This window comes from Paenibacillus sp. BIC5C1 (assembly GCF_032399705.1).
Lineage (GTDB): Bacteria > Bacillota > Bacilli > Paenibacillales > Paenibacillaceae > Paenibacillus > Paenibacillus taichungensis_A.
Map to the genome: position 1 here is coordinate 4,811,247 of NZ_CP135922.1, position 17,653 is coordinate 4,828,899.

Here is a 17,653-nt window from a genome sequence, read left to right on the forward strand (position 1 = left end):
TCTCTAGAAATGGTTAAAATCCGGGGATAAAGGCGAGCGCTTCGCTTCTTCAGATCGGTTCTGCCCTCTCCGTTAAAGTGTAAAAAAAGGGGCCCTTACTTAGATTTGGTAGTAACTTAGTTCGTAGTAACTGAATGCTCCTTCTGTCTTGTTTTCCACTTCTCACGAATGATGGGCATAACCGTGCGGCCAAAAATTTCGGCTTCTTCCAGATGTGGATAACCGGACAAAATAAATGTGGTCACGCCCAGATCCCCATATTCCATCAATCGTTCTGCAACCTGTTCCGCTGTACCCACAATGAGGATCGCTCCGCCGGAACGTACGACGGATAACCCTGTCCACAGATTGGGACCTACGACGAACTGCTGTTTCTCGGACAGTTCCCGCAGCTCATTCTGTCTGCGTTGGTTGGTTGCATCCGTCTCTGCGAAGGCTGCTTTGGCTTTTTCAATCGCTTCAGGTGGGACTTTGCTAATAATCTCCCAAGCCGCCGCCCATGCTTCTTCTTCCGTATCCCGGATGAGTACTTGTGCCCGCATGCCGTAACGCAACTGGCCATCTTGTCCGGTTTCCTCTTTGATCTGTTCGCGAATGACTTCAATTTCTTCGATCTGCTCCTGAATCCAGTCATGAGGCTCGCCCCACATGAGGAATGTATCTGCGTGTTCAACAGCGACCCGTTTGGCAATCGGTGAACTTCCACCCAGGTAGAACGGCGGATACGGCTTTTGCACCGTTTCAGGCATGCCTACCGGACCTTTGAAATTGTAATACTTACCATTAAACTCCGATTTGTCTTCGGATGCTTCCTGATTCGACTGAGCACCACTTCCGGCAAACTCGGTCAGATTGAGCCCGGCCGATTGTGTCCATGAACGCTTCATCACTTCCATGTACTCGCTCGCCCGTTCATAACGTTCATCATGGGCATGAGCCAATGGATCTCCCAGTTCCTCCAAATCCCGAACCGAGCTGCCTGTCACCACATTGATCATGGCACGACCGCCAGACAGTTGATCCAGTGCCGCTCCCATTCGTGCCGCCAATACAGGGGTGACCAGACCTGGGCGAATGGCCACAAGCGGACGCAGTGTTTTCGTGTGACTCATGACAGCCGAACCCACAACCCACGCATCCAGACAGGCTCCACCTGTCGGAATCAATACAAATTCAAAACCTGCCGTCTCCGCTGTCTGCGCCACTTGAACCAAATAATCCAGACTCGGCTCCCGCTCCGGGGCAACCCCTACATACTTTCCGTCTCCTGCTGTAGGCAAAAACCAACCAAACTTCATTTCTTCCTGTTCGCTCATGCAAGTCAATCCCTTCTATGAATAAATAAAGTCTCATGATTAAAATAAGATCGGTGTTGTGCACATTGGCCGTTCCGGTTACGAATCGTTCTTTCGATCACTGTTATCTCCAGATTTTCTTTTATCTCTTTTTCAAGGGTAAAATCCGGAGATAGCTTATGCTTCCGATGTAGCTTTCTCTCAGAAAGCTTTCAGGTGAACGCGTTGCTTCTTCAGAATCGATTTCGTCCCCTCCACTACGTTCGCACTCGTTAACCTTATTTTTAAAGTGCGCCTAATTTCTAATCATTTTATAAGTACGTTTACATCCAAATGCCGATTAATTAACTTGGTTTAATAGGTATGGACATCATAACAATTGATTTGTCTGTGATCAATGTCATTTCGCGGTAATTTTATTTTGTCATTTTGTGGTGAATTCACAGGAATAGGTCTTCTCGATCTTGAATATTTACAAAACCCACCTGTATAATAGGTTATAAGAGAAACTTTCAGAGATTACAAACTATACTTATATTAAAGAGGTGTTCCTGATGATCGAGAGCATGAAGGAGGACCACCACGAGTTTTTGGATATTATTTTTTTTACTCCGTCTGAATTCGAGAAAGCCGGTGGAGCTTGGCCGATTCGAATTGGCCGTAATATAGCCAAGAGCAATTATCATATTGGCCCTCGAACGACGCCTTTTCATTATTTGATTTTTGTTCTGGAGGGCGAGGGAACGTTCATCCAGAACGGACATCGTTATTCCCTGCGTGCCCGTGATGCTTTCTGCCTGTATCCACAGGTTACCCATGAGTACTGGTCCGACCCGAAGGAATCTTTGCACAAAATTTTCATTGCCTTTGATGGAAAACATGCAGCTGAACTTTTGGCACGAATCGGGCTTACGCCGGACGCGCCGCATCGTTCAGGTGTACTCACGCCGGAGACGGCAAGTGGCATGCGTGCTTTTATGGAAGAGGTTCGCAAACCTCAGGGAGGCGCAAGCGACCTGGGACGACTTACCCGTTTTCTCGGATTGTTTGACCGCATTGCCAAATCCCCCACTACCCGAGTGCTTCAACCAGACACTGCTACACCATGGCTGCAAAAGGGCAAGGAGTACATGGATATTCACTTTGCCGGCGGTATTACCGTGGAAGGTGTATCTTCACACGCAGGCGTGGATCGGACCCATTTTGCCAAACAATTCCGCAAAGCCTACGGCCTGTCCCCTGTCCAATACATTCAACGTCTGAAAATGAATCAGGCCAAACGACTGCTTGTTCAGACCCCGTTAACGTTAACTGAAGTAGCGCACTCGGTCGGTTACCCTGACCTGTTCTCCTTCTCCAAAGCATTCAAAAAGCAGGTCGGTCTTCCACCCAACCGCTATCGAACGGCCGAGAACAACAAAAACAAAAACTGATTTATCGCCAAGCCGCAAGCTATGAATAGCAAAAAAGGCAAGCCTCCCTGACGGAGACTTGCCTTTTCTCTCTTACAATTCACAACGATCTTTCCATTAACCACATGCACCTGTTACTTCTTCTCCTCGCTCTTTCTAGCCAGCGGAATTCCATTTTCCTTTGCATACCATGCCTCATAATGATGCACTGCGACACCTGCAAAAGAGGAATGAGAAGCACCGAGATCAAACACTTTCTTCATTTCTTCGTCCATGTTGGTGATGGATTTGCTGAAAAAGGTTAGATGATCGCCCTCATGTGTATCTGCAAGCTCGGCTCCAACCCATACCTTCTTGCCAAGCTCATCCGCTTCGTCCAACTCTTCCTTGGACAGATCATACATCTGCTGACCACTATCCCGATAGGCCATAATAGCCACCGCATCAAAATGGTCAATCACCCAGCGGCTGAATGTACCTCCGCCTTCTGCCGACTCGCGTGCATCCAGCCAGAAAGGGATTGCGGCGCTCATGTAGAGCCCGGCACCCTTACCAGCTTTGGTCCAGGCCTTCATGTTGTCGCTCCACTCCGCAATAACGCTATTCTGCTCGTCCTCCCAGCGTTTTAACTGATAAGGCTCCACATCCAGCTGAATTCCCTCAAAGCGTTCCTTTTTGGCTGAAGCTGCATTATATGCCCGTACTTTTTCAATAAACGCAAGTCCCTCTTCCCGCTTCTCCGTATAGGCCCAGTCTGCATGACCATTAAGGGCATGTACTTCGATCTCAGCCTGGCTCGCAGCCGCGATGAATTTGCGGTATGTCGCATCGGTTACCTCATCCTGAATTTGCAAGAAAATGGTATCCACGCCCTGCGCTTTGGAGAAGGAGATAATCTCAGGCGTCTGCTCTGCAATAATGGAAGCGTCCCACAGCCAGGTCGCCTTATGTTCCTCATGTGAAAACCATTTGAGTAGCCAGGGCAGAAGAAGCAGGCAGAACAGCAGGGCCAAGATGGCCCATTTTGCCTTCACCGTCAATTTGCCCCACTTGTTCGTTAGATTCCTCAGACGAGCAACGCTTCACTTGGCTCAAGCACAGGGTGCTGTACCGAATGACCAATCTTGTAAATGTGCGGATGTGTATACGTTTTGAACGCATTACGTGTATCCAGAATCGGCACACCCATCTCGGCAATATCAAAGTAAGGCAAATCGCTGTGGTTGGTGATCAGCACGATGCAATCGTACTTCTTGAACTGTTCCAGATTGAACGCTTCGCTATAAACCGTCTCGCCATGTTTGTCCCGGAACGATTCAGCATGTGGATCATAATAGCTGACATTAGCTCCACCTTCCTTGAACAGTTCGTAGACTTCCAGTCCTGGAGATTCACGCAAATCGGCAATATTCGGTTTGTACGACATACCAAGCAACAGAATGTTGGATTTACGTACCGATTTTGCGTACTCATTCAGAATGGTTGATGTTTTGTTCAGTACATAATATGGCATATTGTCATTGGTGGATTGCGCCAGCTCAATGAATTTGCTGTAGAAACGGAATCCTTTGGCCTTCCAGGACAGGTACATCGGGTCAAGCGGAATGCAGTGCCCACCGATACCAGGGCCCGGATAGAAAGGCATGAAGCCAAACGGCTTCGTCGCAGCTGCGTCGATAACTTCCCAGATATCAATGCCCATACGGTCACACATCATGGCCATTTCATTAACAAAGGCAATGTTTACGCTGCGGAACGTATTTTCCAGCAGTTTGGACATTTCAGCCACTTTTGGTGAAGATACAGGTACAACCGTTTCAACATATTTGCTGTACAACGCTGTTCCCAGCTTGAGGCAAGCTTCAGTTGTGCCCCCGATTACTTTTGGTGTATTAAACGTAGTGAATCGTCCGTTGGACGGGTCCACACGCTCAGGCGAGAAGCACAAGAAGTAGTCTTTGCCTGCTTCATGTCCGATCTTGTCCAGCTCATCCTGAATCAGCTCTTCGGTTGTACCCGGATAAGTGGTGCTCTCCAGGGTAATCAGCATACCTGGTTTCATATGCAGTTTAATCTGATCCACAACCGTCTCGATATAAGACGTATCCGGGTCCTGATTTTCACTGAGCGGTGTAGGTACGCAGATACTCAACGCGTCAATTACACGCAGCATGCTGTAATCCGTAGTAGGCTGGAAGCGGCCGCTTTGCATCACTTTTTTCAATTCATCGGACGAAATATCGTGAATATAGGAATCTCCCTGATAGATGCTCTCCACTTTGGATGCATCCAGATCAATCCCGATTACCGTGAAGCCCTGATTGACCATCTCCACCGCAAGTGGTAATCCTACGTAACCGAGCCCGACCACGCCGAGCACCGCTTCTTTATTTTCAATCGCATTCAATAATGTGTGGAATTGTTGATTCTCCATGATATTCCCTCCGGGCAGTGTATTTGTTTGGTTAATTGACGAATCCATTTGATAGATGTTTGTCTGTAGATATACTTGTTTGACTGATAAAAATTAAAGAAGACTATCTGTTTCTCTTAGCTTTACTTGTGGTTGCGTTTAATGCAGGCAACGCCTGATTCGGGCATCCAGCTCCACAGGCGAGAACGGTTTGGTCATATAATCATCGACTCCGCTGCGGAAGCATTGACTGATTGTTTGTTCCACACGCTGTTCCGTCAATACGACGATTTTGGGCGGCTGCGCCACATCCAGGTTCTGGATATGTTGAATGAACGGCAGGCCATCAATGCCATACAGGTTCAATTCAGTCAGCACCAGGTCAGGCGTGATTTTCTCAATCAGTTCCAGTGCAGCCAGTCCATCCACCGCTTCATAGGTTTCGTACCCCTGCATCCTCAGACGCAATTGCAGAAACTCGCGTACCGTCGGATCGTTATCCACAATCAAAATTCGTTCCGGCTCGTCTGCCGTCTTGTCCAGCGTGTAGATATGAATCTCCGACGGGTCTACCAGCTTGGCGGACTCAGCCATATGTTGAATGGTTGCCTTTGAAGGGCGTTCACCTGCCGGGAAACTTGCCAGCGTGATTTGCGGATCGGCACCAGGTACCGTTTCCTGCAATTCATGCTTGATGCGAAGCCCCTCATAATGAACCTCATCCAGTGTCAACCCTGGCAGCAGGACAGCAATCGCCTGTGTAGCTCCATCCTCCCAGACCTGGAAGGCAGACTCACTGGTCTGCTCCAGATGTGTCCTGACCTGCTGCTCCGGCTGAGACTGCCCTGCACAATGGATGAACATTAAGCCGCATGTTTCGGCACCCGTTTCTTTCAATCCCTGTTCTACACTGCGATACACATTAACGGCAGCCTCACGCTGCAATGTCGCCGTATTTGGCATGTTCTTTTCCACCCTTCTCCCTCGGTTATCTATATTGTTTCTGCTGTATTACACTGTGCTTATGCCGCCTCGCTTGTTTTCTCTTCCTCGGACCAGCTTTGGCGTGTCATGGTACCCCATGAGTTGTTATTTTGCATGAACTGAATATGCCCCTGCAATCTCCACAGCACGCCAAGCTGATGGTAGCCGACGAATTTTAGCGCGGAGTAGAACAGCATTTTGACTAGATCGGACAGCTTGTTATATCGCTTGAATGCAATCTCCTCGAGCACCAGGGCTCCCACACTCAGCAGATAACCACTCACCACGTTGAGCAAACCAAAGAGTACAAGTATCGGCCACTGGGTCATATCCATCAGTACATATCCCGTGAGAGCGAGAAGTCCGGTAATGCGGAAATATGGATTCAGCGCTTCAAAAAGAATGTTGTACGGCATGGTCAGCATGCCCATGACTTTATATTTCGGGTTGAACAACATACCGCGATTCTCGATCATGTTCTTCAGATTTCCACGTCCCCAGCGTTTGCGCTGACTAGACAAGATCCGATAGGAATCCGGCGCTTGTGTCCAGCACACGGCTTCAGGGCAGAAGGCTACACGGTATTTCAATTTGTTCTCCAGCATATAACGGTGAAGCTTGATGATAATGTTCATGTCTTCACCCGGATAACCGTCCCGGTATCCCCCAACCGCGATAACCGCATCCTTGCGGAACATGCCGAAGGCACCCGAGACGATGATCAGACCATTCATGTGACTCCAGCCAATCCGTCCACCGAGAAAAGCTTTGAGATACTCGATAGACTGGAACATCGGCCAAATCTTGCGAGGCAGTGAAACGTCCTGCACTGCCCCATTCTCGATTTTGCAGCCGTTGGCTATCCGTACATCTCCGCCAATAGCAACGGTCTCTTCCGGATTCTCCATATACATGCGAGCCATACGAATCAGGGCATCCTTCTCCAGCAAAGAGTCGGCATCGATGGAAGAAATCAATGGATAATGAGACAGGTTGATTCCGGCATTGAGGGAATCGGCCTTCCCGCCGTTTTCCTTGTCAATGACGTAAAGGTCCGGGAATTCCGGATTATGGTAGATCCCGCGAATTTTCTGACAGGAAATCTTGCCCCGAATCTTCGTGTTGGGTACCGGCTTTAGACGATATTCTTCCAGCAACACCTTTAAGGTGGTATCGCTGGATCCATCATTCACCACGATGACTTCATATGTTGGATAATTCAGCGTCATCAGGCAGTTCACATTTTCAATAATCGTCAGTTCCTCGTTGTATGCGGGAACCAGCAAGGAAACCGATGGTACCAGTTCCGAGCCTGACAACGTATTGTATTTCGAATAATGCGATCGCCTGAAGATCGTCCAAATGTTACGGAATGACAAGGCCAGAATGGAAAAGTAAAGCGTATTTACGGCAACGACATAATAGATTGCAACCATGCCGTAGATTAATAGTAGATCTCTAAGCAGTGTAATCCCCTCCTACCGCAGCCACACCTGTACGTTTCTTGCTTGTTGTCCGGTTCCCACGTACGGGACCGAAGTACCGATCATACAGCAGCCTTTTTTTGTTATGTGCAATCATCTGGTCAACGGCTTTGTGGTCTGTTCCTGAGTGCTGCATCGTGCTCTCAATCTGCTGCATTGCAATTTCCCGTTCAGCACCTGTGCCCTCCACAGCGGCCTGACACAAGGCTTCAAATCCCGGTTCACCCAGCTTGCCCAGGCTCTCCGCACTGTTATAGCGTACTCCCCAATCTTCATCACGCAGCGCTTTGCGCAGCAGTGGAATGCTGCCTGCCGCATGTTTTGAACCGAGCGCCTGAACCACTTCGGCACGCACCTCCGGGTCCGAATCCTGCATGAGCTTCAGAATGGTTTCGTCCTGAAGTGCCGGACTTGCGCTAAGGTACAGCTTCACCGCTTCTGCCCGTACATCCTGATGTTCTGCGCCAACGAGTCTGTCGAGTGCAGGCATTACTTCCGGCACAGCTTGTCCCCACATCGCAACCAGTCCCACTTTGACAAAGTCAGGATTGCGATCTTCCAGCAATTCAATCAAAATTCTGCTTGTATCCAGACTGGTTTCGAGCAGAATATCTGCTGCCAGATGATGAATCGATTTTCCTTTGGTCAACAGCAGTGCGAGCATGTCTTTCAGTTCACCCTGACGAGTGGTACATCTTGCAATTGAACGACCAATCATAATCGCCATCGGGCCGGGTTTCTCATCCTTAAGCAATTCCATTAAGCCTGGAACGGCCTCTGGACAACGCATGCCGCCCAATCGATAAGCTGCATCAATCTGGCGTCCATAACGAATACGACTCAGTTCCTTCAGATCATGCTCTACAAATCCGGCTTCACGGCAGAGTACAATCAATTTGTTGCGATACTCGCCCTTGAACTGATCGATCCATTCAATAAGTTTGCTCTGGATGACCCGGCGCTCAAGCGGGGCCAGCTTCCCAGGTGGCAATCTCAGGGGACTGTCCTCTGTCAACGCCGTCTGCAGATACGTAAAGTAGTCACGCTGCTTTAGTTTATAAAACTCAATCTTGCGCCGTTTGCCGTTGTGGGACATTTTCATGGCAAACAGCAGGATTACACCCACAGCGACGAGCGCCGTACAGATGTATAGAAATAGATAAGCCAAAGCCAAATTCGGAAACATGTGAAAAGGTCCTCCTTTATACTCATTTATTCGGTCTGAAAACTTGGAATTTGTTCATACCGTTTCTTCATTTCCTCGTAGCTCAGTTTCAGTCGTTCACTGTACTGTACCTGCTCCCATGGCTTCCAGCTGTATATAGGCAATGTTTTCACATCCAGTGTCTTCTGGTCACCACCAGGCCAAGAGATATTTCCAGTAGAACGATCCATTAGCCACGGAACCAGGGTCACACCCTTGACTGCGACAGTTTCGAATTCCCGTCCACCTTTCAGCGCTCCATACTTGATCGCTTGCAGTGAACTTGGGTCACCGAATCCAAGCAGCATCCAGGGAATACGCATCTCGATCTGATTACCGTTATACTGCCAGGCGGTTAACGAATCGGTATCGGACTGATCCGGAGCTGTCGTTCCCCGTTTCAATGTACCCACCTTCTCATTCATGAACGGTTGGGCCGACCGGGTATCTGGTGGGGTCATCCGCAGGCTGACAGCCAGGTTCCATGGATGGAATGGATCTGCCGCATTCTCTTGCTTCTCGGGCAGCATACCGTAACCGTCCTTGCCATAGAGGCGCTGGTTAAAGTCATAGTCCTTGGCGATCTCCACTTGTGATTCATCATCCTGCCCCAGTGTAATCACTGTTTCGAGTCCGTCACTCAGCGTTCGATCTGGAAGTCTCGTACCTGGCTGATTGCCACCATCCAGCGTATCTGTTCCGATACGAAGCAAAGTCTGATTCGGGTCAAAAGGTTGTTCCAGCGTCATGCCAATGTACAGGTAGGCTTCATCATGGGTCATTTTCATTTCCTTGATGCCTTCTACCTTGCCTTGCCAGATGGTGACCTCTTCCTTCTTCAGATCATTCCAGTCGTCCAGTTTCCCGTCGATGGTCAGCTGTTCCTGCTTACCCGGGTCCATGGCGAGCAGACCGAACATCTTCTCATTAGTCAGCACGTTCAGCCAGTAGGCCCGCCGATCAGCGGGAATTTCCAGCGGCATCGTGTTCCAGGTTTTTTTGAACCACTCATCCTGCCACATGAACAAAATCGCTCCCGCATACCCCTCATCATAAATATCCTGAGTCAGCGATGCGTCGATCTCGCCCTGTTCGGCCTCGTTATGTCCGCCCTGATCCCGACCTCCCATACCCAGATGGGAGATCCCAAGCGAAGACGGTACACCGTACTCTGTAATCATTACAGGCATATCGGAAAACTCGGCTTTGAGCTTGCGCAGATAACTTTTGTACGTGTTGTACTCGCCGTTCTCATCCTTGATCGTCTGGAGTGTCTGGTCCGTATGGAACAAGTCCGGGTAATAAGGGTACACATGGTATGCTGCAAAATATCCGCCTTGCCACTCTTCCGGTTGAATATGTCGCGCATCCACACTCACCAAATCCTCTTCAAACAGCGGCTCGCCCGGATGATCCAGCACATCGGTGGTTACCCAGTTGGTAAAGGTCATCGGATGCTCCCACCCGTATTTCTTCTCCAACACGGCGGTATAATCCAGCAGCTCTGCGAGCCAATTCTCGAACGGTGATGCATCCTGCGTCCCGGAAAAATGAACGCCTTTGTACTGCGGCACGTCAGGATGGCTCTCATTCGTGTTGTTCACCATCGAAGGGTCCCACTCGGTTCCCACATGCCAAGCCATCAGATATTTCCCGGCATTCGTCTTGTATGTGCCGCTTGACTCTCCCGGTTTATCGGGAATGTCCGCATCCCCATATACAGCCGATACCGCCTTTTCAATCTCCTGCTTGAACGTCTGCTCAATATGGTCAGCATAGGCATCCTGCTTCTCGATCAACTCTTCTTCCGGCGACCATATGCCCTGTATAAAATATAACGGTTGCTCCCGGCCACGGTTATACTCAACCAATGCGGTGTAAAAAACCGGCTCATGTACCGTGTACACCCGGATGACATTGGCCCCCAGATCCTCAATCTGCTGGAACCACTTTAAGTAATCCTCTTTGGTCAACGGAAACTCGCCTGGGTAATGTCCTGGTGATGTTGCGCCCAGGTTCACACCTTTCACGAACATCTCCCGCCATGCAGCATCGGGTCCATATTCCATGAACCGGTCTCCATCGGTCTTGAATTTCATCTCCGTGCCATTATCCGCTGTGTACGTAACGAGCTGGGGTTGCATATAGTGCCAGCCGGCAAATATTCCGCCTGTCACTACGGCCGCTCCTGCAAACATCGTTAGCAACCAGCGTCTTCGTCTTCGTCTGCTCATGGCTCTTAATTGCTCACCTCTCTAGTATGCATCCTGCTTCATCTGCGGATCTTAAATGACATGAAGGTCTACGGGAAATTCCGCATCGGATGTCCGCTTTGGGTAGAGATGTCAGCGGTGTAGTTCTCACTATAGCTCTAAGTCTCTGCATTTGTAACTAGGCTGATGGAAGCAAACGTGAACTGCAACATTCTGCCCATAATTCGTAAAATGCGCCATCAACTAGCATCCAGGAGTCCTTCTTGCTCTTATGTTCCATGGACACGAATATTGCCACTTTAACCGTCCGTTTGAGGTTCTTCCAGCCTTGCACATCTCTACCCGTTATTGTTATATGCAACGCGGATTGCGAGATCTGTTTCCGCTTGAACGCTTACCCCATTAAACGCTAATGATATTTTAAAGTTGCGGACATTTTTACAGTATTAACCATAAAGATTACAAAATTGATACTATAGTCCGATAACGCATCCTTGAAAACCCGCGTCCTATCAAGGTTTTCTGAAAAGTGCAGAAAATGAAAAAAGGACATCAGTCCCCCCCTATAGGACTGTGCCCATTTATATTACTTTTACATAAAGCCCAATGAACACCCGGTCATCACCCGGAAGTCACGGATCTCTTACATGAAATGTAAAAAAATACATCTTATTTCCTAAATTTTGACTCTATTAGGTCCATCCAATATTTGTGTCCAATTTGCAAAATAATTCCGGTTGCCGCGTCTGACATTGTCGGATATGCTTATAAAACAGGAACACTTGTTCCATACTGTAAATAAACTGTAAAATAACATTGGCTGAATGAATCCCATCGCTGCACAGAAGCAGCCGAATTATGAATAAAAGGAGAGAAGTACTATGCCCCGCAAAGACGGACGTGTCATTATGCTGGCCGATTGCCAGTCATTTTATGCCAGTGTGGAGAAGTCTGCACATCCTGAATACAGAGACCGTCCGCTTGTTGTTGCGGGAGATCCTGCACGCCGTTCAGGTATTATTCTGGCAGCCTGCCCACTCGCCAAGTCCTATGGAATTACTACAGCAGAACGTCTGGGCGAGGCTCTTGCCAAATGCCCCGATGTTGTCGTCATTCGTCCCCGGATGGCCGAATATATCCGTGTTTCCCTACACATTACCCGTATCCTTCAGTCCTATACCGACCTGGTTGAACCATATAGCATTGACGAACAGTTTCTGGATGTCACCGGAAGTTTGGATCTGTTCGGCAGTCCCGAAACGATTGCCCGCAGCATCCAGGACAGGGTCATGGATGAGACTGGCGTCTATATCCGCGTCGGCATCAGCGACACCAAGGTTGTCAGCAAGATGGCCTGTGATCTGTATGCCAAAAAAGTCCCGGGAGGCATCTATACACTGCCCCGCAAGGACATGCAGACAACGTTGTGGAATAAACCTGTTCGAGACATGTTTATGGTCGGTTCCCGGATGGGGCAGCATCTCTATAAGATGGGGATTCACACGATCGGTGATCTGGCGCAGACTCCATTGTCCCGGCTTAGAGAACGTTGGGGGGTAAATGGTGAGGTATTGTGGCGTATTGCCCGCGGAATCGATGATTCTCCGGTAAAACCCGGGACATATGCTCACCAGCAGCAGGGCATTGGACATCAGATGACATTGCCTCGGGACTATGAATCGTGGGCAGACATCAAGGTGGTACTGCTCGAACTGGCAGAGCTGGTCAGCCGGCGTTCCCGGGACAAATCGCTCATGGGCCATGTCGTCTCTGTAGGATGTCGGGGACAGGATTACGATCGTCCAACCGGCTTTTCCCGCCAGATGAAGGTGAATGAACCTACCAACATCACCGATGAAGTATACGATGCGGCAGCAGCTCTGTTTCTGCGCCATTGGGACGGATTACCCATTCGCCGCATCAGCGTGTCATTGACCGGGCTTGTGCCTGATTCCGAAGTACAGCTGTCCTGGTTCGATGACCGTGAACGCAAAAGAGAACTGGAACGTGCCACGGATGACATCAAGCGCAAGTTCGGAGAAACCGCGATCATGCGGGCCTCCTCGCTCTGCTCGTCCGCGCAGGCACAGGACCGTTCTCATAAAATTGGAGGTCACTATAAATGAGTAAAAAATTACAGCAAAACGGGATTTTTGAATCTTCGCGCATGATGCTTCCTGAACACCGGGAAGCCTACATCATTCATCAGGAGCAACTTGCTCCCCGTACCCGTCCATCCCTGGATGCCCAGGCAGCGGAAGAAATGTCCCGTTTGCTTAGTAACTCCATGCTGCTTGGGGATGCAGTCACCATCACCCTGTTTCATGAACATGATGATATCCGTTTTACCGGACAGGTGCTCCGATTGGACTCCCCTGCCCGTACCCTTAAACTGCTGATGGAGAGCGGGACCCGGGACATTCAGATGAATCTTATTACGGATGTGGTGCTCGCGAATGAATGATGCGGGCTGGGGTTGCGGGTATACAGGAATAGATGCAGCATAGCCATTGCTGTGCAGGACCGTTTTCCTACACATTCTGAACCAAGTCTGAAGCAGCCGACAGGCCAGATTCCTAACGGATCATTTCGTTCAAAAGAATCAAAAGGACGGATTGATGATTCATCGGCTGCTCAGGAGGGTAAAGGAGATTTCTTAGTTTTAGAACAAAGTTTTAGAACAAACTCCAGTCAAATTCTTTGGAAAGACGCTCAAGCAGATGCACGCCTGCAATGCTGTTTCCTTTCCGATTCAGAGCCGGACCTACAAGACCGATGCCAAACTGGCCTGGAACCAGAGTCAGAATTCCTCCCGACACTCCGCTCTTGGCAGGCAACCCGACCTGAATCGCGAATTCGCCTGATGCATTATACATACCGCAGGTGGTCATGAACGTTTTGGCGATCTGTACATAACGACGAGGAATAAGCTCAATCCCGGTGATGGGATCTGTCCCGTCATAAGCAAGCACCAGTGCCATACGGGCCAGGTCCGCACAAGTCACCTCGATGGAGCAATGGCGGAAATAGACGGCGAGCACATCTTCCACGTCATCCTTGAGCACACCATTGTGCTTCAGAAAATAACCAAGCGAGCGGTTCAGATGGCCTGTCTCCGATTCGGACCGATATACCGCTTCGTTATAGCCCAGCCGATCATTATTCGCCAGCTTGCGGAAAAATTCCAAAATGCGCCGTGACTTCTCCTCTTTGCAATCCCCGGCAATCAGGGACGATACCGTGATCGCACCCGCATTGATCAATGGATTAAACGGAATGCCCGGTTCGACCAGTTCGAGCTTGATCATGGAATCATAATCATCCCCGGTAGGTTCTTTTCCTACATTAAAGAAGACCGCTTCCTCCCCATGATCCATCAGGGCCAGAATGAGTGTAAATACCTTGGAGATACTTTGCATCGTAAACGGGACACCACAATCTCCGGCTGATACATGATTGCCTTCGGCGTTCATGATATGTATACCCAGTTCGTCTTGTGAGGCCTTGAACAACTCGGGAATATAAGAAGCGACTTTCCCCTGTCCAGTGTGCAGACGGCTGGTCTCCAGCCATTCTGGCAGCAATTGGTTCAGACGTTCCATTGCAGCATTGCTCATCTCCATCTCCTCCAAATCTCTGTATAAGCATTTCACAAGCATCCGAATGACAAGTTCCCATCAAAGTGATGCAAAATGCTCGGTATAGTATGTATTACCCGCGAGTCTGATCCCTTACCGCTTCACCTGAAGATTCAGCTCCAGAATCTCGCCGGGTAACCCATGATAATCCCCAACCCATGTGGATACAAAGTTCTGTCTGAGCAATATTCGACGTGATGCCGCATTGGACGGATCGATAACCGCATAGAGTACACCAATTCCCGCCGCCTGTGCCTGAATAATCAGCCGAGCTGCGATGGAAGTCCCGTGTCCTTTCCCCCAATGCTCCGGCAGAATCATATAACCCATTTCCGCCCGGGACGGATCGGATTCATCCGGGATCAGTTTCGCATAGGCCATGCCTACCCCATCTTCACCAGATATCCGATAATAGCCACAATTGTTTCCGAGATTATAATTCAGCATGGATTCAAATTCCGCCGTAGCTTCATGCTCAGGCAAAGCACGTTCGGTAATCTGCTGCATGACTTCAATATTGGACACAAGAGCATAATAATCAGCAAAATCAGATGGTGCATATTTCAAGAAATTCATGACGAACATACCTCCTCCAAATGGCTAACAAGGACTTGCTCTTTTTATTTCACCTAGAGTATACCAGAAGCAAAGTATGCATTGCACACAACCGCATCATGTACAAAAATCTCATTCCTCCCCAGTCGAGCAGGTACCAAAAAAGCGGCCTCCACAGAGACCGCCCAGCTTGCATTTATAAAATAGAACTTCGTCCCTGGCTACACTCAGCTTGCCCGGGATGAAGGCTTAAGATTCATCTGCTGTTCACGTTGACGTGTACGACGTCCTTGACCCGGAGGTGTAATAATCAACGCCAGCAAGAGCGAGATGGCACACAGTACAGCGATCACTATAAAGGTAAGATGGAATCCGCCCAGCAGGGCGCTGATAAACGATCCAGCCAAGGCACCAAATCCAAATCCCTGATAGATAACGCCATAGTTTTTGCTCTGATTTTTCAGTCCGAAGTAATCTGCTACAATCGCCGGGAAGACCGTGATATTCCCACCAAAGCAGAACGCGATAGCGGCTACACAGGCGAAGAAAATGCCAAAGCTCAGCGGTACCAAACTCAGCGTCATTACGGCAACAGCCGTGACCAGCAGTGCTCCGGCAATAACTTTCATCCGTCCTACTTTATCCGACAGCGCACCCAGAATGATACGTCCAGCGGTGTTAAAGATGGCAACCATCGCCACCGCATTCGCGGCTGTAGCCACATTAAGACCTGCCAACTGTACACCGATGTCTTTCACAATACCGATCAGATACAGTCCGCTCATACATGCCGTGAAGAAAATAACGAACAGCATATAAGCTTCTTTCGTACGCAGCATTTCTTTGACCGTATAATCATGACGTGTTACTTGTTGCTTCCCACCGTCCGTGCTGCTTGCTGCCGGAGCTTGTTCCCGAACAACCGCTTCACGGATAAGGAACGAGCCACCTACAATCAATACCAATACAATAATGCCCCAGTACATAAAAGCTTGAGCAGGACCAACGGCACCGATTAATGCAGAGTTCACGTATTTGAACAACAGACTGCCTGTACCAAAGGCCCCGACCGAAATACCTGAGATCAGACCTTTTCGCTCAGGGAACCACTTGATCAGGTTGGAGAGGGAAGTAATATACGCCGTACCATCCGCGAATCCAACCACAAATCCGGCCAGAATGTAGAGTAGTGTCAACGAACTCACTTGAGAACTGAGCACGAGTCCCAGACCAAGCACTATACCCGCTACCCGAATCAGGCGACGAAGTCCCCATCGTTCTTGCAGTCGGCCTGCAAATAGTGTGGCAAATGCCAAAGCAAAGCTGGTAATCGAAAAAGTTATCGCGACCGAGCTGACGTCCCATCCGAAACGATCAGACAACGGTTGATTAAATAAACTCCAGGTGTAGATGGTTCCGAGACCCATTTGTACAATAATCGTTCCCAGTACAATAAGCCAGCGGTTCATTTTTATAGTTGTAGATGCTGAATTAGGTGTGGATGAAATAGTTGCTTTCATCGTGATCTCCCCTTTGCCGATGTCATATATATGAATGCGTTCACAAGCTAATCATACATGAAAGGGGATTCATTACACCGATTTAGGCATGAGTTGCATCAGATGCGGAATGAAATGCCTCTAGATGCGCATGAGCTGCCTGAATTCTTTAACCTTGCCCCGGCTGACGGGCACTTCAGCCTCCAGATCACGCAAACGAAGCAGGTACGTATTGTTAAACCAGGGTACAATTTCACGGATTTGAGACAAATTTACCACGTAAGATCGATGGCAGCGAAAAAAGGTTTCCTGCGGTAATCGGCCGTGAAAATCCGAAATGCTGACTGGCATCGTAAACTCACCATTTTTGGTATACACCTTCGTTACTTTCTCTTGTGCTTCCGCATAATAAATATCGGCGGTGTCTGTCACAATAATATTGTCATTGCGCAGCAGATTGATGCGTCTTCCCGTCTGGGCATTGGATTCACGCGCCTGCATATATGATGCAGACCATTCATCGTTTGTTTGAGCCGTATTGTGAGCCTGTCCATCGTCGCTGCCACGTTCACGTTCGTCCTGCTCATGATCCCGTTTGAACGCCGTTTCGAGTTTATGCAGCATCGCGGCAATTCGTTTCTCATCATAGGGCTTCAGAATATAGTCAAACGCCTCCAGCTCAAACGCTTCAGCCGCATGTTCCTTGTACGCCGTTGTGAATACGATATATGGCTTGCTCGCAAACTTCCCTATATGATGTGCCAGCATCATGCCATCCAGCGAAGGGATATTTATATCCAGAAAAATAACGTCGACTTCCTGCTCCTGCAAAAACTTCAGCACATCCAGTCCATCTTCCAGACAATCTACCACTTCAATTTGACTATGTTCCTGTATCAAGTAATTCAGTTCCTCACTTGCCGGAATTTCATCTTCAACAATAAGGGCTCTCATCG

At 49.0% G+C, this 17,653-nt stretch carries 14 protein-coding genes; 3 read left to right on the forward strand and 11 right to left on the reverse strand.

Translation table 11 applies throughout. From position 1 onward, the window contains the following. Nucleotides 1-116 precede the first annotated feature (116 nt). Nucleotides 117-1,316: an LLM class flavin-dependent oxidoreductase gene (locus tag RS891_RS21435; RefSeq protein ID WP_315793125.1), complete on the reverse strand. Its 1,200-nt coding sequence runs from the start codon at nucleotides 1,314-1,316 to the stop codon at nucleotides 117-119. 533 nt (nucleotides 1,317-1,849) lie between these two features. Here RS891_RS21435 and RS891_RS21440 point away from each other — a divergent pair. Continuing rightward, complete coding sequence (locus RS891_RS21440) at nucleotides 1,850-2,728, forward strand: helix-turn-helix transcriptional regulator (RefSeq protein WP_113053957.1); 879 nt, start codon at nucleotides 1,850-1,852, stop codon at nucleotides 2,726-2,728. A 113-nt stretch (nucleotides 2,729-2,841) separates the two neighbouring features. On the opposite strand, the gene RS891_RS21445 is transcribed toward RS891_RS21440, so the two are convergent. The 6 genes from RS891_RS21445 to RS891_RS21470 form a co-directional block, all read right to left on the reverse strand. Beyond that, a complete protein-coding gene (locus RS891_RS21445) occupies nucleotides 2,842-3,741 on the reverse strand; it encodes a hypothetical protein (protein WP_315793126.1) in 900 nt (299 codons plus the stop codon). 32 nt (nucleotides 3,742-3,773) lie between these two features. Beyond that, the gene (locus RS891_RS21450; protein ID WP_113053955.1) at nucleotides 3,774-5,141 is read right to left on the reverse strand and encodes a nucleotide sugar dehydrogenase; all 1,368 of its coding nucleotides are present in this window, start codon (nucleotides 5,139-5,141) and stop codon (nucleotides 3,774-3,776) included. Nucleotides 5,142-5,279: 138 nt separating this feature from the next. After that, a complete protein-coding gene (locus tag RS891_RS21455; protein ID WP_315793127.1) occupies nucleotides 5,280-6,083 on the reverse strand; it encodes a response regulator transcription factor in 804 nt (267 codons plus the stop codon). Between the two features lie 59 nt (nucleotides 6,084-6,142). Then, nucleotides 6,143-7,540 (reverse strand): glycosyltransferase family 2 protein, encoded by a 1,398-nt coding sequence (locus RS891_RS21460; RefSeq protein ID WP_181586610.1) that lies wholly within the window; start codon nucleotides 7,538-7,540, stop codon nucleotides 6,143-6,145. Nucleotides 7,541-7,562: 22 nt separating this feature from the next. Next, nucleotides 7,563-8,774 carry a HEAT repeat domain-containing protein gene (locus RS891_RS21465; protein ID WP_113053953.1) on the reverse strand — a complete coding sequence of 404 codons (1,212 nt, stop codon included), beginning with the start codon at nucleotides 8,772-8,774 and terminating at the stop codon, nucleotides 7,563-7,565. Nucleotides 8,775-8,800: 26 nt separating this feature from the next. Then, nucleotides 8,801-11,026: a hypothetical protein gene (locus RS891_RS21470; RefSeq protein ID WP_315793128.1), complete on the reverse strand. Its 2,226-nt coding sequence runs from the start codon at nucleotides 11,024-11,026 to the stop codon at nucleotides 8,801-8,803. 860 nt (nucleotides 11,027-11,886) lie between these two features. Here RS891_RS21470 and RS891_RS21475 point away from each other — a divergent pair. After that, nucleotides 11,887-13,131 (forward strand): DNA polymerase IV, encoded by a 1,245-nt coding sequence (locus RS891_RS21475; RefSeq protein WP_113053951.1) that lies wholly within the window; start codon nucleotides 11,887-11,889, stop codon nucleotides 13,129-13,131. After that, nucleotides 13,128-13,469: a YolD-like family protein gene (locus tag RS891_RS21480; RefSeq protein ID WP_076288242.1), complete on the forward strand. Its 342-nt coding sequence runs from the start codon at nucleotides 13,128-13,130 to the stop codon at nucleotides 13,467-13,469. Before RS891_RS21475 ends, RS891_RS21480 begins: the two co-directional genes overlap by 4 nt. Before the next feature lie 211 nt (nucleotides 13,470-13,680). Here RS891_RS21480 and glsA read toward each other — a convergent pair whose 3' ends face one another. From glsA to RS891_RS21500, 4 genes are all read right to left on the reverse strand, one after another. Beyond that, nucleotides 13,681-14,622, reverse strand: coding sequence for a glutaminase A (gene glsA / locus RS891_RS21485; RefSeq protein WP_113053950.1), 942 nt, complete (start codon nucleotides 14,620-14,622; stop codon nucleotides 13,681-13,683). A 114-nt stretch (nucleotides 14,623-14,736) separates the two neighbouring features. Beyond that, entirely contained in the window at nucleotides 14,737-15,219 is a 483-nt protein-coding gene (locus RS891_RS21490; RefSeq protein ID WP_175383105.1) for a GNAT family N-acetyltransferase, read from the reverse strand. A gap of 206 nt (nucleotides 15,220-15,425) precedes the next feature. Beyond that, on the reverse strand, nucleotides 15,426-16,718 hold the full coding sequence (locus RS891_RS21495) for an L-lactate MFS transporter (RefSeq protein WP_315793129.1): 1,293 nt from the start codon (nucleotides 16,716-16,718) through the stop codon (nucleotides 15,426-15,428). A gap of 120 nt (nucleotides 16,719-16,838) precedes the next feature. Beyond that, nucleotides 16,839-17,651 (reverse strand): LytR/AlgR family response regulator transcription factor, encoded by an 813-nt coding sequence (locus tag RS891_RS21500; protein WP_113053948.1) that lies wholly within the window; start codon nucleotides 17,649-17,651, stop codon nucleotides 16,839-16,841. Nucleotides 17,652-17,653: the final 2 nt, after the last annotated feature.